Annotated in this window: 18 protein-coding genes and 2 tRNA genes; 10 read left to right on the forward strand and 10 right to left on the reverse strand. The window is 73.4% G+C overall.

Going from position 1 to position 20,503, the window contains the following annotated elements:
* The first annotated feature begins 18 nt into the window (after positions 1 to 18).
* On the forward strand, positions 19 to 1,155 hold the full coding sequence (locus VGH76_RS22705; protein WP_331558995.1) for a CaiB/BaiF CoA-transferase family protein: 1,137 nt from the start codon (positions 19 to 21) through the stop codon (positions 1,153 to 1,155).
* 66 nt (positions 1,156 to 1,221) lie between these two features.
* Here VGH76_RS22705 and VGH76_RS22710 read toward each other — a convergent pair whose 3' ends face one another.
* Positions 1,222 to 1,512 carry a hypothetical protein gene (locus VGH76_RS22710; RefSeq protein WP_331558996.1) on the reverse strand — a complete coding sequence of 97 codons (291 nt, stop codon included), beginning with the start codon at positions 1,510 to 1,512 and terminating at the stop codon, positions 1,222 to 1,224.
* Positions 1,513 to 1,525: 13 nt separating this feature from the next.
* Positions 1,526 to 3,187 carry a sodium:solute symporter family protein gene (locus tag VGH76_RS22715; protein ID WP_331558997.1) on the reverse strand — a complete coding sequence of 554 codons (1,662 nt, stop codon included), beginning with the start codon at positions 3,185 to 3,187 and terminating at the stop codon, positions 1,526 to 1,528.
* A gap of 132 nt (positions 3,188 to 3,319) precedes the next feature.
* On the opposite strand from VGH76_RS22715, the gene VGH76_RS22720 reads away from it, so the two are divergent.
* The 4 genes from VGH76_RS22720 to VGH76_RS22735 are packed head-to-tail and all read left to right on the forward strand — an operon-like array spanning position 3,320 to position 6,654.
* The gene (locus VGH76_RS22720; RefSeq protein WP_331558998.1) at positions 3,320 to 3,505 is read left to right on the forward strand and encodes a hypothetical protein; all 186 of its coding nucleotides are present in this window, start codon (positions 3,320 to 3,322) and stop codon (positions 3,503 to 3,505) included.
* A complete protein-coding gene (gene galT, locus VGH76_RS22725) occupies positions 3,502 to 4,494 on the forward strand; it encodes a galactose-1-phosphate uridylyltransferase (protein ID WP_331558999.1) in 993 nt (330 codons plus the stop codon). The genes VGH76_RS22720 and galT overlap by 4 nt, the downstream gene beginning before the upstream one ends.
* The gene (gene galK / locus VGH76_RS22730; protein ID WP_331559000.1) at positions 4,491 to 5,618 is read left to right on the forward strand and encodes a galactokinase; all 1,128 of its coding nucleotides are present in this window, start codon (positions 4,491 to 4,493) and stop codon (positions 5,616 to 5,618) included. Before galT ends, galK begins: the two co-directional genes overlap by 4 nt.
* Positions 5,619 to 5,628: 10 nt before the next feature.
* Positions 5,629 to 6,654 carry a LacI family DNA-binding transcriptional regulator gene (locus VGH76_RS22735; protein ID WP_331559001.1) on the forward strand — a complete coding sequence of 342 codons (1,026 nt, stop codon included), beginning with the start codon at positions 5,629 to 5,631 and terminating at the stop codon, positions 6,652 to 6,654.
* 5 nt (positions 6,655 to 6,659) lie between these two features.
* On the opposite strand, the gene ileS is transcribed toward VGH76_RS22735, so the two are convergent.
* The gene (gene ileS / locus VGH76_RS22740) at positions 6,660 to 9,866 is read right to left on the reverse strand and encodes an isoleucine--tRNA ligase (protein ID WP_331559002.1); all 3,207 of its coding nucleotides are present in this window, start codon (positions 9,864 to 9,866) and stop codon (positions 6,660 to 6,662) included.
* Positions 9,867 to 10,070: 204 nt separating this feature from the next.
* Between ileS and VGH76_RS22745 the strand changes: the two genes are divergently transcribed.
* A tRNA-Gln gene (locus VGH76_RS22745) sits at positions 10,071 to 10,142 on the forward strand.
* Positions 10,143 to 10,195: 53 nt separating this feature from the next.
* Positions 10,196 to 10,268, forward strand: a tRNA-Glu gene (locus VGH76_RS22750).
* A 29-nt stretch (positions 10,269 to 10,297) separates the two neighbouring features.
* Here the strand turns inward: VGH76_RS22750 and VGH76_RS22755 are convergent.
* On the reverse strand, positions 10,298 to 10,897 hold the full coding sequence (locus VGH76_RS22755; RefSeq protein WP_331559003.1) for a dimethylsulfonioproprionate lyase family protein: 600 nt from the start codon (positions 10,895 to 10,897) through the stop codon (positions 10,298 to 10,300).
* A 152-nt stretch (positions 10,898 to 11,049) separates the two neighbouring features.
* On the opposite strand from VGH76_RS22755, the gene VGH76_RS22760 reads away from it, so the two are divergent.
* Complete coding sequence (locus VGH76_RS22760) at positions 11,050 to 12,123, forward strand: DUF2235 domain-containing protein (RefSeq protein ID WP_331559004.1); 1,074 nt, start codon at positions 11,050 to 11,052, stop codon at positions 12,121 to 12,123.
* A gap of 19 nt (positions 12,124 to 12,142) precedes the next feature.
* Here the strand turns inward: VGH76_RS22760 and VGH76_RS22765 are convergent, their stop codons facing one another.
* Positions 12,143 to 12,778 carry an MSMEG_1061 family FMN-dependent PPOX-type flavoprotein gene (locus VGH76_RS22765; protein ID WP_331559005.1) on the reverse strand — a complete coding sequence of 212 codons (636 nt, stop codon included), beginning with the start codon at positions 12,776 to 12,778 and terminating at the stop codon, positions 12,143 to 12,145.
* Positions 12,779 to 12,811: 33 nt separating this feature from the next.
* On the reverse strand, positions 12,812 to 13,522 hold the full coding sequence (locus tag VGH76_RS22770) for an IclR family transcriptional regulator (RefSeq protein WP_331559006.1): 711 nt from the start codon (positions 13,520 to 13,522) through the stop codon (positions 12,812 to 12,814).
* A 47-nt stretch (positions 13,523 to 13,569) separates the two neighbouring features.
* Between VGH76_RS22770 and leuC the strand changes: the two genes are divergently transcribed.
* Both leuC and leuD read left to right on the forward strand, forming a co-directional pair.
* Positions 13,570 to 15,009 carry a 3-isopropylmalate dehydratase large subunit gene (gene leuC, locus VGH76_RS22775; protein WP_331559007.1) on the forward strand — a complete coding sequence of 480 codons (1,440 nt, stop codon included), beginning with the start codon at positions 13,570 to 13,572 and terminating at the stop codon, positions 15,007 to 15,009.
* A gap of 11 nt (positions 15,010 to 15,020) precedes the next feature.
* Complete coding sequence (gene leuD / locus VGH76_RS22780; RefSeq protein WP_331559008.1) at positions 15,021 to 15,611, forward strand: 3-isopropylmalate dehydratase small subunit; 591 nt, start codon at positions 15,021 to 15,023, stop codon at positions 15,609 to 15,611.
* Positions 15,612 to 15,644: 33 nt separating this feature from the next.
* Here leuD and VGH76_RS22785 read toward each other — a convergent pair whose 3' ends face one another.
* The 4 genes from VGH76_RS22785 to VGH76_RS22800 form a co-directional block, all read right to left on the reverse strand.
* Positions 15,645 to 16,919, reverse strand: coding sequence for an HNH endonuclease signature motif containing protein (locus VGH76_RS22785; protein WP_331559009.1), 1,275 nt, complete (start codon positions 16,917 to 16,919; stop codon positions 15,645 to 15,647).
* Entirely contained in the window at positions 16,828 to 17,703 is an 876-nt protein-coding gene (locus VGH76_RS28060; RefSeq protein WP_414637790.1) for a DUF222 domain-containing protein, read from the reverse strand. The genes VGH76_RS22785 and VGH76_RS28060 overlap by 92 nt, the downstream gene beginning before the upstream one ends.
* 377 nt (positions 17,704 to 18,080) lie before the next feature.
* Complete coding sequence (locus tag VGH76_RS22795; protein WP_331559011.1) at positions 18,081 to 19,730, reverse strand: NAD(P)/FAD-dependent oxidoreductase; 1,650 nt, start codon at positions 19,728 to 19,730, stop codon at positions 18,081 to 18,083.
* 26 nt (positions 19,731 to 19,756) lie between these two features.
* Entirely contained in the window at positions 19,757 to 20,497 is a 741-nt protein-coding gene (locus VGH76_RS22800; RefSeq protein WP_331559012.1) for a nitrilase-related carbon-nitrogen hydrolase, read from the reverse strand.
* Positions 20,498 to 20,503 lie beyond the last annotated feature (6 nt).

The raw sequence follows: 20,503 nt of genomic DNA on the forward strand, positions 1-20,503 counted from the left end.
ACCGGCACGATCGGCGTCATGACCGACTCCCCGTCGACGAGGCCGTTGCCGTTGGAGGGCGTGCTCGTCGTGTCCTGCGAGCAGGCGGTCGCTGCGCCGCTCGCGACCCGTCACCTCGCCGATCTCGGAGCCCGCGTGGTGAAGATCGAGCGGCCGGGGCGGGGCGACTTCGCGCGGGACTACGACACCGTCGTCCACGGCCTCTCCAGCCACTTCGTGTGGCTGAACCGGTCGAAGGAGTCGGTGACCGCCGACCTCAAGGACCCCGACCAGCTCGGCCGCGTGCGCGAGCTGATCGCCGGGGCCGACGTCTTCGTCCAGAACTTCACCCCCGGCGCGGCCGAGCGGCTCGGGCTCGGCGCGGACGAGCTCCGTCGGGACCATCCCGGTCTGGTGCACTGCAGCATCTCCGGCTACGGCTCGACCGGGCCCTACCGCGACGCCAAGGCCTACGACCTGCTCATCCAGGCCGAGGCGGGTCTCGTCTCGGTGACCGGCACCGAGGACCACCCGGCCAAGGCGGGCATCCCGGCGGCCGACATCGGCGCCGGCATGTACGCCTTCTCGGGCATCCTCGCCGCCCTCTACGACCGGGAGCGCACCGGCGAGGGCGCCACCTTCGAGGTGAGCCTGTTCGACGCGCTGAGTGAGTGGATGGGCTTCCCGCTGCAGTACGCGGCGGGCAGCGGCCGCGCCCCGGTCCGCGCCGGGACGAGCCACGCCGCCATCGCGCCCTACGGCGCCTTCGCGGCCGGGGACGGCGTCGAGGTCGTGTTCGGTATCCAGAACGACCGCGAGTGGCACCGCTTCTGCGAGGTCGTGCTCGGCGATGCGGACCTCGCCGACGACGAGCGCTTCGCGACCGGCTCCGCGCGCCTCGAGCACCGTCCGGCCCTGCACGAGGCGATCGACGCGGTGCTCGCAGGACTCTCCGGCGACGAGCTCGTCGAACGCCTCGAGCGGGCGGGCGTGGCCAACGCCCGGCGTCGCACGCTCGACGAGGTGCTCACCCATCCGCAGCACGAGCAGCGCGGCCGGTTCGTCGAGGTGGACAGTTCGGCCGGGCCGATCCGTACGCTGCTGCCGCCGATCACCTTCGCCGACGGCCGCACGCCGCGGATGGGCCCGGTACCGGACGTCGGGCCGTCGGTCTGAGCCGCCGGCCCGCGGCGTCCGCCGGTGGGACCGGGCCGCGCCTCCTGGACCGCACCGCCCGCCCGGCTAGTCCTCCTCGGTCGTGTCGATACCGAGGGGGCGCAGCCGCGCCCAGGCCAGGAAGACCGCGGCGACGACGAGCAGGCCGATGCCGGTCCAGAGGTTGATCGCGGTGCCGGCGGCGCGGGCGAGCTGCTCGGGCCCGTCGAGCGCGCCGCGGATCACCAGGATGACGCCGTAGACGCCCAGCAGGACGGCGATGACGTAGCGCAGGTCGAACAGCCGCTGCATGCGGCTGCCGGTCTCGACGGTGGATTGCGGGGCATCGGTGGGTCCGCTGGGGGCTGCTTCGCTCATGACGACTCCCGGTTCAGGCGAAGAGGACGTTGAGGACGACGGTGATGACGAGCGCGACCGCGCCGAGCAGCACCGGCTTGCGGTACCAGACCCGCTCCTTGGGCTGGCGCAGCGTCGGGACCACGCCGTCGGCGCCGGGCACGCCGTAGACGATCCCGGCGAGACGCTCGGGCTCGGGCCGCGCGGTGGCGAGCGAGACGAGCACGGTGACGAGGACGTCGACGATGAACGCCGCGCCGGCCTGGTAGAAGCTGACCGCGATGCCGGACCCGAAGTCGACGACGCCGGCCTCGGCGAGCACGAACACCACGGTGCCCGCGAGCACGCCGGTCAGGAGGCCGGAGAAGCCGCCCCAGCCGGTGGTGCGCTTCCAGAACATGCCGAGGATGAAGGTCGCGAAGATCGGGGCGTTGAAGATCCCGAAGAGCGACTGCAGGTACGTCATGATGTTGTTGAAGGACGCCGCCAGCAGCGCGGTGAAGATCGCGATGACGACGCCGACGACGGTCACCCACCGGCCCGCCGTCAGGTAGTACCGGTCGCTGCGGCCCTTCGCGAGGTAGGGCTGGAGCAGGTCGTAGGTGACCACCGTGTTCAACGAGCTGACGTTCGCCGCGACGCCGGCCATGAACGAGGCGAACAGGCCGGTGAGCGCGATGCCGAGGACGCCCTCGGGGAGCAGCTGGCCGATCAGGGCGGGGATCGCGTCGTTGTACTCCAGGCCGCCCGAGCTCTCGTTGCCGAAGTTCGGGATGGCGACGAGCGCGACGAGACCCGGTATGATCGTCACCGCGGGAATGAAGATCTTCGGGAACGCGGCGATGAGCGGGGTGCGCTGGCTCGCGCTGCGGTCCTTGGCCGACAGCGCCCGCTGGATCTCGGCGAAGTTGGTGGTCCAGTAGCCGAACGACAGGACGAAGCCCAGCCCCAGCACGATGCTGACCCAGTTGGCGCCGATCGGGTTGCTGACGCTCCCGATTCCGGTGCCCTGCCAGGCGTGCAGGCCCTCCGGCCCGAGTGCGGACGCCGTGACCTTGTCGGCCAGTGCGTGGAAGCCGCCGACGTGGCGGACCGCGACGACCGCGAGCGGGATCAGCCCGGCGAGGATAACGAAGAACTGCAGCACCTCGCCGTAGATCGCCGAGCCGAGGCCGCCGAAGCCGATGTAGACCAGCACGACCGCCGCCGACAGCACGATGCCCCAGATCTGCGGCAGGCCGAGCAGCGCGTTGAGCACGATGGCCAGGGCGTAGAGGTTCACGCCGGCGATGAGCACCGAGGCGACCGCGAAGACGATCGCGTTGAGGACGTGCGTGCCGTTCCCGAAGCGGAGCCGGAGGAACTCCGGGACCGATCTGACCTTGGAACGGTAGTAGAAGGGCATCATCACGATGCCGAGGAAGACCATCGCCGGGACGGCGCCGATCCAGTAGTAGTGCACCGTCGCGACGCCGTACTCCGCCCCGTTGGCAGCCATGCCGATGATCTCGGTGGCGCCCAGGTTGGCGGCGACGAAGGCGAGGCCGGTGACCCACGCGGGGAGCGCGCGGCCGGCCAGGAGGAAGTCCGCGCTCGTCCCGACGGCACGGCGCGCGACGACGCCGATGCCCAGCACGACCACGAAGTAGAGCGCCAGGAGCGTGTAGTCCAGCCATCCCGGGTTCAGGCGCAGCATCGCGACCCCTTGCAGTGGAGCGGGTGTTCCGAGAATGTTCCCGTGAACGTTATCGTCAGCGGGGCCACAGGTTCGCTCCCCCGCCGGGACGACGTCAAGAGGGCATGAAGCACCGAGGTGAGGAGGCGGTCGATGACGACGCCGGAGGACTCCGGGGGCGCCGCGCCGATGCGTGAGCCGCGCCGTCCTGACGTCGAGTGCCAGGAACGTGCCGTTGCTGCCGCCCCGACGGAGCCGGCCACCCTCCCGGGTCTCCTCGTCACCGAGGAGTGCCTCCCCGACGGCCGCCGCATCACCTACTTCGGGACCCAGCGGTGAGCGAGCGGCGCTACGACCCCACCCACGACGAGTGGGTCACCTTCGCCACCAACCGGCAGGAGCGCACCTACAAGCCCCCGGCCGCCGCCTGCCCGCTCTGCCCCACCCGCCCCGGGGGCCCCGAGACCGAGATCCCCCGTGAGCACTACGAGATCGCCGTTTTCGACAACCGCTTCCCGTCGCTGTCCACCGACCCGCCGGCGCCCGACCTCGCAGGCACCGACCTCGTCCCCGTCGAGCCCGCCTACGGGCACTGCGAGGTCGTCGTCTTCACCGACGAGCACGAGGCCACGCTCGCGTCGGTGGGTGTCGGGAGGATCCGGCTGCTCGTCGACGCCTGGGCGCACCGGTTCGCCGCGCTCGCGGCCGACCCCGGCGTCGCCTACGTGCTGCCGTTCGAGAACAAGGGCGAGGCCGTGGGCGTGACGCTGCACCACCCGCACGGCCAGATCTACGCCTACCCCGACGTGCCGCCCCGCCCCGCGCGCGAGCAGCGCGCCGCCGCGAAGCACTGCGACCGCACCGGGCGGTGCGTGTTCTGCGACGTCGTCGTCCAGGAGAGCGGTGGCCCGCGCGTCGTCGTCGAGGGCACTCACTTCCTCGCCGGGGTGCCGCCGTGGGCGCGGTTCCCCTACGAGGTCGACCTCTGGAGCCGGGGCCACGTCGGGACGCTGCCCGAGCTCGACGGCGCCGCCCGGGACGACCTCGCGCGTGTCCTCGCCCGCGTGCTCGCCGGCTACGACGCCTTCTTCGGGTTCCGCACCTCCTACCTGCTCGGCATCCACAGCGCCCCGGTGAACGTTTCCGACGACGAGCGCGCGCTCGGCCACCTCCACCTCGAGATCTGCCCGCCGCACCGCGGGGAGGGCAAGCTCAAGTACCTGGCCGGCTCGGAGACCTTCGGCGGGGCGTTCCTCACCGACGTCGCCCCCGAGGTCGCCGGCGCCCGGCTCCGGGCGGCCGCGGACGACGTGGCGGTCCCGGCGTGAGCACCCTCGAGGAGGTGCGGGACGCCTTCACCGCCGCCCACGGCCGCGCGCCCGACGGCGTGTTCTCCGCCCCTGGGCGCGTCAACCTCATCGGCGAGCACACCGACCACAACGAGGGCCACGTGCTGCCCTTCGCGATCGACCGGCGCACGTGGGTGGCGGCCGCACCGCGAGCCGACCGGACCGTCACCGTCCGCTCCTCCGACCCGGGCACCGAGCCGGTCACGGCCGCCGTCGGGACCCTGCACGAGACGACCGGCTGGGCCGCCTACCCGCTCGGCACGGTGTGGGCGCTCGAGCAGGCCGGTCTCGAGCCGACCGGATGGGATCTCGTGGTGCACGGCGAGGTGCCGCTCGGCGCGGGGCTCTCCTCCTCGGCGGCGCTCGAGAGCGCGGTCGCGCTCGCGGTCACCGACCTGGGCGGCGCGGACCTCGACCGGTTCGCGCTGGCGGCGGCGGGGCGGCGAGCCGAGAACGAGGTCGTGGGGGCGCCGGTCGGGATCATGGACCAGGCGGCGTCGCTGCTGTGCCGGGACGGCTCGGCGCTGCTGCTCGACTGCCGCTCGATGGCCACACAGGACGTCGCACTCGGCCTCGAGGAGGCCGGACTGGCGATCCTCGTCGTCGACTCCCGGGTGCGCCACGACCTCGCCGACGGCGGGTACGCCGACCGACGCGCCGCCTGCGTCGCGGCGGCCGAGGCGCTCCGGGTGCCCGCGCTGCGCGACGCGGACCTCGCCGCAGTGGAGGGGCTCGCCGATCAGGTGCTGCGCCGGCGCGCCCGACACGTGGTCACCGAGGAGGCGCGGGTGCTCGAGGTGGTCGCGCTGCTGCGCGCCGGGCGGGCCCGCGACGTCGGGCCGGTGCTGTCGGCCTCGCACGCCTCGCTGCGCGACGACTTCGAGGTGTCCGTGCCAGAGGTCGACGCGCTCGCCGGGGCCGCCGAGGACGCCGGAGCACTCGGGGCCCGCATCGTCGGGGGCGGCTTCGGCGGCTCGGTGCTCGCGCTCGCGCCACGGGCCGCGCTCGACGACGTCGCGGCCGCCTGCCGGGCGGCCGCGCTCGGGCCGGAGCCCACGATCCGTGAGGTCGCGCCGGCCCCGGGCGCGCGGCGGGACGTCTAGGGTCGCGGGCGTGGGAGCGTCCGACGGGGGCGGGAACGGCTGGACCCCTCACCCGAGCGTGCGCGTGACGATCGACGACGTCGCCCGCGTCGCAGGGGTCTCGCGGCAGACGGTCTCCCGGGCGATGAACGGCAAGGGCGAGATCAGCGCGGCCACCCGCCGTCGGGTGCTCGCGACCATCGAGGAGCTCGACTACCGCCCCTCGGCGTTCGCGCGCGGCATGCGCACCCAGCGGGCCGGGACGCTGGCGCTGATCCTCTCCGACATCGCGAACCCGTTCTTCCCCGCCGTCGCCCGCGGAGTGTTCGACGCCGCCGCGGGCCGCGGCCTCGCCGTCGTCGTCCACAACACCGATGCCGACGCCGACGCCGAGTGGGAGGCCACCCGCGCCATCGTCGACTCCGGGGCGGCCGGAGCCATCGGCTTCTTCGAGGCCCTCGACGACGAGTCCCTGGTCGCCCTGGGTCGCCGGCTGCCGCTGGTGGTGGCCGACCGGCGGGCCCCAGGCGAGGGCGTCGCCTCGGTGATCTCCGACTTCACAGCCGGCAGCCGGGCCGCCGTCGAGCACCTCTACGCCCGCGGCCACACTCGGCTGGGGATGCTCGACGGCGCCGTGGGGGTCGAGCCGGTGCGACGGCGGGCTTTCCTCGCCGTCCTCGGCGAGCACGGGCACCCCGACCCGGACGGCCACGTCGTCACCGGGCCGCCGACGGTCACCGCGGGCGCGGCCGCCGTCCGCGAGCTGCTCGGCTGCCATCCCGACGTCACCGGGGTGTTCGCGTTCAACGACCTGCTCGCCATCGGGGCCGTGCAGGCGCTGCGGGACGCGGGCCGGCGGGTCCCCGGCGACGTGGCGGTGGTCGGCTACGACGACATCACCATGGCCGCGCTGCTCGACCCGCCCCTGACGACGGTGCACACCGACAAGTACGAGCTCGGCCGGACCCTGCTCGAGGTGCTCGGGCGCCGGATGGACGGCCACCCGGCCGAGCACCGGCTGCTCTCACCGCGCCTGGTGGTGCGGGCGAGCGCATAGCGAACCTAGGCTCCCACGCGCGCCCACACGGTGAGGCCGAGGTCCTCGGAGCGCTGTGCCGAGAGCTCGGCCGGCCCCTCGCCCTCGGTCACCGCGACGGCGAGGCACTCGGCCGCGACCGTGTCGGTGCCGTGGCGGATCGCCCGCGCGGTGTCCGCGCGGCCGGCGGTCCACCACAGCTCGATCCGGTCGGAGACCTCGAAGCCGAGCTGCTTGCGGGTGTCCTGCACGAAGCGCAGCACGTCGCGCAGCAGGCCCGCCTCGCGCAGCTCCTCGGTGAGCTCGGTGTCGAGTCCGACCGAGAGCCCACCCTCCGAGCGCACCGCCCAGCCCTCGCGCGGGGTCTCCGAGACGAGGATCTCGTCGCCGGACAGCGTGACAGCCTCGTCCTCGACGGTCACCGTCAGCACGCCGTCGACGGGGGCGTCGGTCGAGGCCTTGACGGCGTCCGCGACGGTGGGCGTGCGCTTGCCGAACCGCTTCCCGAGGGCGCGGTAGTTCGGCTTCACCTCGATCTCGACGAGGTCCGAGCCCGCGATCTCCACCGCGGCGACGTTGAGCTCGTCGGCGATCTCGGCGAGCAGGTCACGCTCCTGGCCGGGCCGGTCGGCGGCCGCGCTCGCCAGGTCCCCGAACCCGGGCGCGGACACGACGGCGCGGGCGAGCGGCTGGCGGGTGCGCACCCCGGAGGCCGCGCGGGTGGAGCGGCCCAGCTCCACCACGCGGCGGACGAGATCCATCTGCCGGCGCAGCACCGCCTCCCCATCGGCGTGCTCAGCTGCAGTGTCGGGAGCCGCCGTCACCTCGGGCCACGAGGCGAGGTGCACCGAGTCCGGCGTGCCCTCGGGCAGGCCGGCGCCACCCTCCCCCTGCAGCAGGGTCCACACGTAGTCGGTGGCGAACGGCGTGAACGGCGCCATCAGGCGGCTGACCGTCTCGACGCACGTGTGCAGCGTCGCGAGCGCCGCCGGGTCGCCGTCCCAGAAGCGGCGCCGGGAACGGCGGACGTACCAGTTCGAGAGGTCGTCGACGAAGGCGACGATCGCCCGGCCCGCGCGCGAGGAGTCGAAGTCGTCGAGCGCCTCGGTCACCTCGGCCACGGTGGCGCGCAGCTCGCCGAGGGCCCACCGGTCCATGGCGGGCCGGTCTGCCGGTGCCGGAGCGGCGTCACTCGGCGACCACTCGCTCGCGTTCGCGTACGTCACCAGGAACGACGCGGTGTTCCAGTAGGTCAGCAGGACCTTGCGGACGATCTCGCGCAGCGTCTCGTGCCCGACGCGGCGGTCGACCCAGGGATTGCCCTGCGCCAGCATCAGCCAGCGCACCGCGTCGGCGCCGTGGGTCGAGAACAGCTCGAACGGGTCGAGGATGTTCCCGAGGTGCTTGGACATCTTGCGGCCCTGCTCGTCGAGCAGCAGGCCCAGGCACACGACGTTCTCGTAGGACGACCGGTCGAACACCAGCGTGCCGACCGCCATCAGCGAGTAGAACCAGCCGCGGGTCTGGTCGATCGCCTCGCAGATGTACTGCGCGGGGTAGGCCGCCTCGAAGTCGGCCTCGTGGTGGTGCGGGGCGCCCCACTGGGCGAACGGCATCGCGCCGGAGTCGTACCAGACGTCGATGACGTCGGGCACGCGCCGCATCGTCCCGGTGCCGCTCGGCGCCGGGAAGGTGACGTCGTCGACGTAGGGCCGGTGCGGGTCGAGCTCGGAGAGGTCCTCTCCGGCCCACGACCCGAGCTCGGCGAGCGAGCCCACGACGACGACCTCGGACGGGTCCGCGTCGTTGCGCCACACGGGCAGCGGCGTGCCCCAGTAGCGCTTGCGGGAGAGCGCCCAGTCGACGTTGTTCTCCAGCCACGCGCCGTAGCGGCCGTGCTTGATGTGCGGCGGGTACCAGGCGGTCTTCTCGTTCTCCTCGAGCAGGCGCTCGCGGATCTCCGTCGTGCGGATGAACCAGCTGGGCAGCGCGTAGTAGATCAGCGGCGTGTGGCAGCGCCAGCAGTGCGGATAGGAGTGCTCGTAGTCCGTGACCCGGAAGAGCACGCCGCGCTCGCGCAGGTCGGCCACGAGGCTCGGGTCGGTGGCCTTGAAGAAGACCCCGCCGACCAGCGGGACGTCGTCGTGGAAGTGGCCGTTCGACCCCACCGGGTTGACCGTCACCAGGCCCTCGGCGCGGGCTACCTGCTGGTCCTCGGCACCGAAGGCCGGCGCCATGTGCACCAGCCCGGTACCGGAGTCCGTCGTGACGTGGTCGCCGTGCACCACACGCCAGGCCGTGACCTGCCCGTCGGCGCCGGCGAACCGGTCCTCGCCGAGGAGCTCGAACGGGCGGCGGTAGTGGCTGCCGAGCAGCTCGGCGCCGGAGGCGCGGTCGGTGATCCGTGCGTCGTCCCCGAGCACCTGCCCGACGAGCGCGTCGGCGAGCACCAGGTCGGGGCCCTCGTCCCGGGCGGCGACCCGCGCGTACTCGACGTCGGAGGCGACCGCGACGGCCGTGTTCGACGGCAGCGTCCACGGCGTCGTCGTCCACACCAGCATGTCCGCGCCGGCCCAGCGACCGTCGGTGAGCGGGAAGCGCACGTAGACCGAGGGATCGACGGTGTCCTCGTAGCCGAGGGCGACCTCGTGGTCCGAGAGCGGCGTCTCGTCGCGGGGGCAGTACGGCGTCACCCGGTGGTCCTCGACCAGCAGGCCCTTGTCGTGGATGACCTTGAGCGACCACCACACGCTCTCCACGTAGCTCGGGGCCATCGTCAGGTAGGCCTGGTCGAGGTCCACCCAGTAGCCCATGCGCTCGGTCATGGCGGCGAACGCCGAGACGTTGCGCAGCGCGGACTCCCGGCACGCGGCGTTGAACTCGGCGATCCCGTAGCGCTCGATGTCGCCCTTGCTCGTGAAGCCGAGCTCCTTCTCGACGGCGAGCTCGACCGGCAGGCCGTGGCAGTCCCAGCCGGCCCGGCGCGGGACGTGGTAGCCGCGCATCGTCCGGAAGCGGGGGAAGAGGTCCTTGAACGCGCGGGCCTCGACGTGGTGCGTGCCCGGCGTGCCGTTGGCCGTCGGCGGGCCCTCGTAGAAGATCCAGGGCTCGCCCTGCGCGGTCTGCTCCAGCGAGCGGCGGAACACGTCGCGCTTGTCCCAGCGCTCGAGGATCTCCTGCTCGATGCTCGGCAGGTCGACGCTCGCGGGCAGGGGGGCGAAGCTGGGACTCACGGGTGTTGCTTCCCTCGCGGTGGTGGGGCGGGCCAACCGCTCCAGCCTACCGAGCGCGCCCGGCGCCCGGAGCGGGCGCGGTCACCTGCGTTGACCTGGGGCGGAGCCGGGGTGTGCGGGGGGTCTCGGACGGCGTCGTGGCGATGTTCTACGATGGATGTCGTCATCGGGCAGGGACGCGTTCGTCACGCTCGGTGAGCGCCATGGGGTATGGTGTAATTGGCAACACGGCTGATTCTGGTTCAGTTGTTCTAGGTTCGAGTCCTGGTACCCCAGCTGCGAGCGGTGCTCGGCGGCCCCGGTAGGGTCCACGGCGCTGTTCCTCCTAGGGCCCCGTCGTCTAGCGGCCTAGGACGCCGCCCTCTCAAGGCGGTAGCGGGGGTTCGAATCCCCTCGGGGCTACACCACGAACGCCGTGATCCTCTCCCGGATCACGGCGTTTCGTCGTTGCGGACGAAGACCGACGGCGTGCCGACCTCACCGAACCACAGGTAGGCGAGCAGCACCGGCCGGTCGGTGGACATCGCGTGCGGCTGCCACGGCTCGTGGTGCACCAGGTCCCCGGCCGGCTCGTCGACCCAGCCGTCCCCGTGGTCCCAGCGGAGGCCGCCCAGCGGGAGGTAGTACTCCTCGGCCGGGTGGTGGTGGGCGCGGTAGTGCACGCCCGGTCCGAGCAGGACGAGCCCGAGGACGACGCCGTCGTCGGGGTCGTCCTCGGCGCCGCGCAGCGGCGCGTGCGCGTAGCCCGCGAACAGGCCCTCGTCGTGCGCGTAGCCGGCGGTCCGCGTCCACGCCGCCCGCGAGGCGACGAGGGTCACCGCCTCCCGCAGTTGGTCGTCGACCTCCTCCCCGACGCGGGCGAGGGCCTCGTCGAGGTGGGCCAGGACGGGGAGGTCCGGCGGGGTGGTGGAGAGTTGCGGCGGGCCGCCCAGGCTCGCCAGCGCCATCAGGTCCGCCATCGCCCCGCGACGCCCCAGCGCCGCCACGAAGCGCGCGGTCAGGGCGTCGACGGCGGGGCCGGGAGCGGTCACGACGCCGATCCTGGCACCACACCGATCCGGTCGGGATCACGGCGCCTCGTCGTCCAGGACGGGGACTGCGTACTCCGCGTCGCCCGGACGGCAGATGTCGCCCACGGATGCGCCGCCCATGATGCGGGGGTCGGCGACCCCGGGGGGACAGCGTGAAACGCATCGTGGCCTGCTGTGACGGCACCTGGAACACCGCGTCGCAACCGTTCCCGACCAACGTCGAACGGCTCGCCAAGGAGATCGCCCCGCAGGCCCCCGACGGGACCGAGCAGGTCGTCCACTACCACGACGGGGTCGGGACGTCGCCCGGTGAGCGGCTCTTCGGCGGGGCCTTCGGCTTCGGGCTCTCGGCGGTCGTGCGCGACGTCTACCGGGCCGTCGTCACGGCGTTCCGTCCCGGCGACGAGATCTACGCGTTCGGCTTCAGCCGGGGTGCCTACACCGCGCGGAGCCTCGTCGGGCTGATCCGGAACTGCGGGATCCTGCGCCCCGAGCACGTCGACCGCCTCGACGCGGCCTATGACCTCTACCGTCGCCGGGACCCGTCGTCGAGCCCCGACGCCGACGAGGCCAAGGCGTTCCGGGCGCAGTACTCGTTCGAGACGCGCATCCGCTTCGTCGGGGTCTGGGACACCGTCGGGTCGCTGGGCATCCCGCTGTCCGGCATCGAGCTCGTCGACACCCTGAACCGTCACTGGCAGTTCCACGACACCCGGCTGAGCTCCACCGTCGACGCCGCCTGCCACGCGATCGCCGTCGACGAGCGCCGCCGGCCGTTCCGGCCCACGCTCTGGGAGCCAACGTCCGACGGCGAGGTCGTGCGCCACCAGACCTGGTTCGCGGGTTGCCACGGCGACGTCGGCGGTGGGAACCCCGAGCACGGTCTGTCCGACATCACGCTGCGCTGGATGGCGGCGCACGCGACGGACGCGGGACTCGCGCTCGCGCCCGATTCACCGCTCTCACCCCAGCGGGCGGGCGGGTCCTCGCCGCGCATCGGCGACGTGACCCCCGACCCGCTCGGCTCCGAGCACGACACGATGACGTGGGCCTACCGCCTGCTCATCCCGTTGGACCGGGAGATCGGGACGACGGACCCCGTCGCCGAGGCCGCCGCCGACACGACCGTCACCCGCACCGGGAAGGCGGACTACCACCCCGAGAACCTGGAGCGCTACATCGCGCTCCCGGCACACCACGTCGAGGACGTGGACCGCCTCGCCTGACGTCCCGGGCAGCGCGGCCTCAGGGCGGGGTGGCCCGGTAGAGGATCGAGCGGGTGTTCTCCTCGGAGTAGTAGGCCTCCATCTCGGTGAGCGTCATGTCGTCGGTGGTGCGCGAGGCCATCTGCGCGATGCTCGGGAGGTCGTCCTCGGGCCACGTCTCGGGCTCCCACAGCCCGGAGCGCAGGAACGCCTTCGCGCAGTGGGTGAACACCTCCTCGACGCCGACCTCGAGCACCAGCCGCGGCACGTGGCCCCGGTGGCGCAGGGTCTCGGCGTAGGGCGGGTCGAGCAGGATGCGGGCGGTCCCGTTGATGCGCAGCGTGTCCGTGCGGCGCGGCACCAGGAAGATCAGCCCGACGTGCGGGTTCTCGAGGACGTTGAGGAAGCCGTCCACGCGACGGTTCCCGGGTCTGTCGGGGAGCACGAGCGTGCGGTCGTCGCGCACGTGCACCGAGCCCGCCGGGTCGCCCTTCGGGGAGACGTCGACGGTGCCGTCGCCACCCGCCGTGGCGATCATCTGGAACGGGCTGCGGGCGATGAAGGCCCGGTCGGTCTCGTCGAGCCGGTCGCGCTGCTTGACGACGGCGCGGCGGACCGGCCCCCCGACGACCTCGCGGAGCTCCTCGGCCGACGTGATGTGCTTTCCCTCGCTCACGTCCTCCGAGGGTAGGTGCCCGGGCAAGGGGGTTCAGCCGAGTGCCTTCGTGAGGTCCCGGGCCGCGGCCAGTAGGTCGTTCGCCCACCGCGAGCCCGGCTTGCGACCGATGCGGTCCACCGGCCCCGACACCGACACCGCGGCCACCACACCGCCGTCGGGACCGTGGACCGGCGCGGACACGCTCGCGACCCCCGCCTCGCGCTCGGCCACGCTCTGCGCCCAGCCGCGGCGCCGGACCTCCGCGAGCGGCTCGACGCCGAACACCTCGCCCGGGGTGCGCCCGTCGACGAGGGGCGCGTCGGGGTCGGACCAGGCGGCGAGCACCCGCGCGCCGGAGCCCGCCGTCATCGGCAGCCGCACCCCGACCGGCACCGTGTCCCGCAGGCCCGACGCCGGTTCCGAGGCGGCGACGCAGACCCGGGAGCCGCCCTCGCGGCGATAGAGCTGGACGCTCTCCCCGGTGAGGTCGCGCAGCGTCGGGAGGACCTCCTCGGCGGCGGTGAGCAGCGGGTCGTGGTGGCCGTGGGCGAGCTCGCCGAGGGCAGGGCCGGGCTGCCAGCGGCCGTCCGCGTCGCGCTCGAGCAGGCGGTGCGCCTCGAGCCCGACGGCGAGGCGGTGCGCGGTGGCCCGCGGGAGGCCGGTGCGCTCGCAGAGCTCGCCCAGGGCGCACGGGGCGACCGCCGCCGCCCGCAGCACCCCCACCGCCTTGTCGAGCACACCGATTCCGCTAGTCTGTCCCACGGGACGACACACTAGTCCCAGTATGTGGGAACTCAAGAGGTGAGACGGTGGGACGCACACTCGCGGAGAAGGTCTGGGACCAGCACGTGGTCCGAGCAGGGGGAGAGGGCCCGGGAGGAAGCACCGAGCCCGATCTCCTCTACATCGACCTCCACCTCGTGCACGAGGTGACCAGCCCCCAGGCCTTCGACGGACTGCGCCTCGCGGGCCGGCCGGTGCGTCGGCCCGACCTCACGATCGCGACCGAGGACCACAACGTCCCGACGATCAACATCCTCGAGCCGATCGCCGACGAGACCTCGGCGACCCAGGTCGCGACCCTGCGCAGGAACGTCGAGGAGTTCGGGGTCCGGCTCTTCCCGATGGGCGACCGCAACCAGGGGATCGTCCACATGATCGGCCCGGAGCTGGGGCTCACCCAGCCCGGCACCACGGTCGTCTGCGGGGACTCGCACACCTCCACCCACGGCGCGTTCGGGGCGCTCGCGTTCGGGATCGGCACGTCCGAGGTCGAGCACGTGCTCGCCACCCAGACGCTGCCGCTGCGCCCGTTCAAGACGATGGCCATCGAGATCGACGGGCAGCTGCGCCCGGGGGTGACCAGCAAGGACCTCATCCTCGCGGTCATCGCGCAGATCGGCACCGGCGGCGGGGCGGGCTACGTGCTCGAGTACCGCGGCGAGGCGGTGCGCGCGATGTCCATGGAGGCGCGCATGACGATGTGCAACATGTCGATCGAGGCCGGCGGGCGCGCCGGGATGGTCGCCCCGGACGACACCACGATCGAGTACCTCAGGGGCCGCCCGCACGCCCCGCAGGGCGACGAGTGGGACGCCGCGGTCGAGGCCTGGCGCGAGCTGCGCACCGACGACGACGCCGAGTTCGACGCCGTCGTCCACATCGACGCCGACGCGCTGACGCCGTTCGTCACCTGGGGCACCAACCCCGGCCAGGGCCTCCCGCTCGGCGAGGAGGTGCCCGACCCCGACCAGATCGCCGACGAGGACGCCGCCGCCTCCGCGCGCAAGGCACTCGCCTACATGAACCTGACGCCGGGCACCAAGCTGCGCGACATCGCTGTCGACACCGTCTTCCTCGGCTCGTGCACCAACGCGCGCATCGAGGACCTGCGGGCGGCGGCCGACGTCATCCGCGGCAACCACGTCGCCGACTCGGTGCGGATGCTCGTCGTCCCCGGCTCGATGAAGGTCAAGGCGCAGGCCGAGGAGGAGGGCCTGGACGCGGTCTTCACCGAGGCGGGGGCCGAGTGGCGCTCCGCGGGCTGCTCGATGTGCCTGGGCATGAACCCAGACCAGCTCGAGCCGGGCCAGCGCTGCGCGTCGACGTCGAACCGCAACTTCGAGGGCCGGCAGGGCAAGGGTGGGCGCACCCACCTCGTCTCGCCGCTCGTCGCCGCCGCCACCGCCGTCCGGGGCACGCTGTCCTCGCCCGAGGACCTGACCCCGTCCACGCTGACGCTCGCCTGAGGGGACCGGTCATGGAGAAGTTCTCGACGCACACCGGCATCGGGACCCCGCTGCGGGTCTCGAACGTCGACACCGACCAGATCATCCCGGCCGTCTACCTCAAGCGGGTCACGCGGACCGGCTTCGAGGACGGCCTGTTCGCCTCCTGGCGCGCCGACCCGTCGTTCGTGCTCAACACGGAGCCCTACAACCACGGCTCGGTGCTCGTGGCCGGCTCGGACTTCGGCACCGGCTCGTCGCGGGAGCACGCGGTGTGGGCGTTGCTGGACTACGGGTTCCGCGTGGTGATCTCCTCGCGGTTCGGCGAGATCTTCAAGGGCAACTCGTCGAAGGCGGGGCTGCTCGCGGCCACCGTCGAGCACTCCGACGTCGAGCTGCTGTGGAAGAAGATCGAGTCGCGGCCCGGCATGGAGCTCACGGTCGACCTGCAGGCGAAGACGGTGACGGCCGAGGACCTCGTGGTGCGCTTCGAGGTCGACGACTACACGCGCTGGCGGCTCCTCGAGGGGCTCGACGACATCGGGCTCACGATGCGCCACGCCGACGACATCGACGCCTACGAGAAGACCCGGCCGTCGCACAAGCCGACCACCCTGGTATGACGGGTTCAGACGCGAGGGGCCTACCGGAAACTGTCAGAAGGGCGGCTCCTCGGGGAAGCGGTCCTCCGGGTTCGGCTCGGTCTGCTCGCGAGCGCGCCGGCGTAGACGTGCGGCGGTGTCGAGGGCGGCCTGGGTGAGGTAGCCATGCTTGTTCCGGCGCGGGCTGCCCGGTGGCGGGGCCGGTGGGGGCGGCTCGGGGATGAGGCCGAGCAGGTGGTGGTGGTCGGGGTCGGTGCGGGGGACGGGGTCGGGCAGCGGGTCGTAGGGCTCGGGCTCGAGGACGTGCAGCCGCCCGGTCGGGGAGGTCCACTCGAAGCGCCCAGGGCTGGGTTGGTGGACGGTCCAGCCACTCTCGGGATCGTGCTTGAACGTGTGGTCGGGACGGCAGAACGGGCCGAGATCACCGGCTTCGGTGCGGCCGCCGTCGACGACGGCCAGGGTGTGGTCGACGTCGCAGCCGACGGCGTCGGCGGTGCAGGCTGCGTCGCGGCAGGTGCGGTCGCGGGCCTGGACCCAGGCGCGCAGCTCGACGCTGGGGAAGCGGTTGCCCACCTCGGCGATGGTGCGGGCAGGGTGCTCCTCGGGGGGACGTCCGCGCGCGCGTGCCAGGGCGCGGCCGGCTCGTCCGAGCAGGGTCAGCGCGTCGCCGGGCACCAGGGTCTCGCGCGGGGTCGGCCCCGGCAGCTCGCCACGGGCAGGGTCGGCGAGCGCGTCGGTGAGGGTGTCGAGTTCGTGGGTGTAGGCGGTGAGCTCGACGACGTGGTGGCGGCGCTGGGCGGCGTGCGGGGGCGGCTGGCCGGTCCGCGGTGGGCGGACGGTGAGGACGTGGTCGAGGGTGCCGTCGGGGTCGTGGAGCAGCAGCCGGAAGGTGCTGTGGGGGCGGTTCCAGGCCATTCGGACCGCGACCTGGTTGGTGACCGGGCCCCGTCCGGGGAGTTCGCCGGGGCGGCGGTCGAGGCCGAGCGCGGTGGCCAGTCCGACCCGGAGAGCGACCCGCGGGATGAACGGCACCCGCCATGGCGCCGGCTGCTTCTCCGCGGCGGCGCTGTCCGGGCCGGGCGCCCGCGGCGCACCGTCGCGGGGCTCGACGTCGTCGGGGCCGTCATCGTCGGGACCCTCATCGTCGGGACCCTCATCGTCGGGTCCGTCGTCCTCAGGGCCCTCGTCGGCTGGCCCGTCGTCGTCGGGGTCTTCTGGCTGTTCGTCGAGGATGCCGTCATCGGTGGGGCCACCGAAGCGGGCGACGACGTGCTCGATGACGTCGCTGTCCCACATGCCCGCACCGTCGGGGCCGGTGAGGGTGAGCATGACCTCGGACCGGATCGGCCCGATGGGGGCGTCCGATCCGGCGGCACGCAGCCGGCGGGCCACCTCGCGGCCGAGGGCGACGATGCGGTCGTGGGCGTCCTGGGCGGATTCTTCGGGCAGGTCCAGCCCGCACAGCTCGGCCGCGCCCGAGGGGGCGATGCGGAAGGTGACGCGCCGGCGGGCGACGGCAGCGGCCCGGCGGGCGGCGGCCCAGTCGGGGTCGACGGCCTCGGCGGCGGCTTCGATGCGGGCGCAGCACCCCGAAGGGCAGCCGCGGCGCGTCGGGCAGCACCCGCTCGACCACGGTGCGGGCTTGCGCGGTGTCGAGGTCGGCGAGGGTGCTGGTGAACAGCCCGGCCTTGTGTCCTTCGAGCCGGCCGTCGGCCATGGCCTCGCCGAGGGCGGGCAGGCGTTCGAGGACCTGGCGGGCGAACTCGATGCGTTGCGCGGCGTAGGCCTCGGACCAGCCCAGTGAGGCGGCGACGATCTTCCCGGCCCGGCGGCGGCCCTGGACACGCTCGCGGGTGCCGGCCTGGGCGCGGCTGGTTTCCAACATCCAGCGGGCCAGGGCCAGGGTGGTCCGGTTGGTGTGGGCGAACCAGGCGCTCATCCCGGCGTCGACCCACTGGCCGGGCAACTCACGGGGGTCGGCGGCCAGCAGCAGGCCCGGTGGGGGCAGCTCGGCGGGGTCGTGCAGGTCCTCGAGGTCGGGGCACGGCAGATCGGCGACCTCGGCGAGGGGTTCCTCGTCGGGGTCGGCCTGCCAGCCCACCGCCACCGTCATGAATCGAACACTAGTTCGAGGGTCCGACACCCACGGCCGCGGACACCGGGTGGTGAGCAGGACGGCGGATCACGGTTCGACAACGGATCGGCGGCTCAGGGCTGGAGCGGACGCCGACGCAGCCGGATCACCTGTCGGCGGATCCGCCACCCCCGCTCGGTCCGCACGGCATCGTCCTCGTGCACCAGGCTCCCGACCCGCCCGTCGACCGACACCCCAGACCCTTCGACACCGCACGGGCCGTGTCCTGCCCCAGGTCCTCCACGACGATGTTGGTCACGTGGTGCCCCACCGGGTTGCGGTCACCGAGGGCCCGCCCGCCTCCTCGAGGGCCTGCAGCCCGACTGCAGCGCGACGGTCCGCTATGTCACCGGGGTTCATGCCAGCTCCACCGGCGCCAGCTCCGCGAACCGGTCGCCCGGCCCCGGGTTCCCGGCCGCCGACGAGCCGCCGAGCTGGCGCACCACGCCCCACACCGCGTTCAGCGCGGTGTGCACCGCGCCCTCGGCCCAGCCCGGGGTGAAGGAGATGTCGTCCCCGGCCAGGAAGATCCCCCGGTGTTCAGGGGCGAACCCCTCCTGCACGAAGTGGGTGAACATCCGCCGCTGGTAGCGGTAGTGGCCCGGCAGGTTCCCCCGGAACGCGCCCATGAAGTGCGGCTCGCGCTCCCACGAGATCGTGATCGGCTCGCCGAGGATGTGCGAGGCGACGTCGAGGTCGGGATAGATCTGGCGCAGCGAGTGCAGCATAAGCCGCACCCGCTCGTCGGTGGGCAGGGCCAGCCACTTCAGCGCGTCGTCGTTCCACGTGTACGACAGGCAGAGCACGGCGGGCCGGGTGGCGGCGTCGGGGTCCTCGAGGCCGCTCCCGCCGTCGAGCAGGTACGTCCCGCGCGTCATGCGGTCGGTGAGGGTCGTCGACATGACGTGGCGGCCCGAGACCGGGTCCCGATCGCGCCAGAACGGACGATCCACCAGCACGAACGTCTTCGAGCTCTGCATGTAGTGGGAGCGCTCGAGCGCCCGCCACAGGTCCTGGCTGAACAACGACTCGTCGGTGTCGATCCCGGCGGAGAGCAGCCACGACTGCACCGTCGAGATCACCGCCGGGTAGGCCCGCTCGGTGCCCCAGCGGTCGAGGACGCCGATCCGGCGGTCGTCGAGACGTCGCAGCGCCCGCACGGCCGGCCGGGGGGACCCGCCGTGCAGCGACTCCAGCGACGCGCCCGGCGTCCACCCCGCCAACGACGACGGGGCCCGTCGCCACAGCGCCAGCGGCACCGACTGGGCGCCGCCGTGGATGCGGACGTGCTGGTCGTCGGCGTCGGTGGCGACGACGCGCAGGATCTCCAGCATCGAGTTGGGGAAGTCGGTGTCCCAGCCCCCGGTGCCGAAGCCGACCTGCCCGAACAGCTCGCGGTGTGAGAAGGACGCGAACGACGGCGACCGCGCCAGGAACCCCGAGAAGCTCTCGTCGTCGAGGCGGGGGACCAGGCGGTTCCAGATCTGCTTGATCGCCCCGGCGGACCGGGCGGCGACCGCGGCGCGCAGGGCAGGCAGCTCCGCGCCGTCGGCGAGGGCGGTCGCCCAGGCCCGCGAGACCTCGCCGAAGACCGGCGGCAGATCCTCGGGACGTTCCGCGTAGTACGGCCGTCCCCCGAGCTCGATGACCGTCGACGGCGTCTGCGGCGCGAGCGGGTTGGGGAACGGCGAGGTCCGGACGTCGAGGATGCGCAGGTAGTGCCCGAAAGCCCGGCCCGAGGCGGGGAAGCGCATGCCGCCGAGGTCGGCGACCGCCCCGGGCGTCCCGGGGAATGACTGCGACCGCAGCCGGCCGCCGATCTCGCCCGCCTCGTAGACGACGGGGCGCAGCCCGAGCCGCATCAGCTCGTAGGCGGCGACGAGCCCGGCCATGCCGGCGCCGACGACGGCGATCTCCGTGCCGCGCGCCTCGACGGGCACCGAGCCGAGGCCGGCCGGGTGGGCGAGGTAGGTGTCGTAGGCGAAGGGGAAGTCGGGGACGAGCATGGAAGGGGAGCTGGCCCGGTCCGTGTTCACCACCGATACGTCTCCGGCCGCCGGTCGGCGAGGTAGTCGCCGAGCCCGCGGGCGCGCTCGAGGTCGGCGACCCCGACGTCGGCCACGAGCAGCTCCTCGGCCTCGCCACCGGCCCGCGCCAGCTCCCGGCCGTCCGGCCCGACGATCAGCGACGCGCCGCAGAACCCGGCGCCCACCTGGTTGGCGTAGGCGATCGCGACCCGGTTCTCCATCGCCCGCGCGGGCAGCAGCACCCGGGCGACGGCCTCGTCGTCGAGCGCCGTCGGGACCAGCACCGCCTGCACGCCCGCGAGGGCCAGACCGCGGACGACCTCGGGGAACTCGACGTCGTAGCAGACGACCACGCCGCAGCGCAGGCCGCCGAGGTCCACGACCAGCGGGGTCCCGTCGCCGGGGGAGTAGGCCGCCCGCTCGTCGTCGCCCCAGAGGTGCGTCTTGACGTAGCGCCCGGCGAGCGCCCCGTCGGCGCCCACCACCACCGCCGTGATGTGCCCCTCGTGCGGCTCGGAGGCGACGACGGCGATGCGGTGCTCCGCCGCGATCTCCTGCCAGCGCCCGACGAGCCCGGGGTCCGGCGGTCCGAACGTGCCGCCCGGACCAGCAGCGCCGTAGCCGGTGGCGAGCAGTTCCGGGGTCACGACGACCTCGGCGCCGGCCGCCGCAGCCCGGGCGGCGGCGTCGGCGAGCCGCACCGCCCCGGCGTCGGGACCCCGCGCCTGCCAGACCGCGATCCGCATACCGCC

The organism is Actinomycetospora sp. (genome assembly GCF_036497585.1).
Classification (GTDB): Bacteria; Actinomycetota; Actinomycetes; order Mycobacteriales; family Pseudonocardiaceae; genus Actinomycetospora.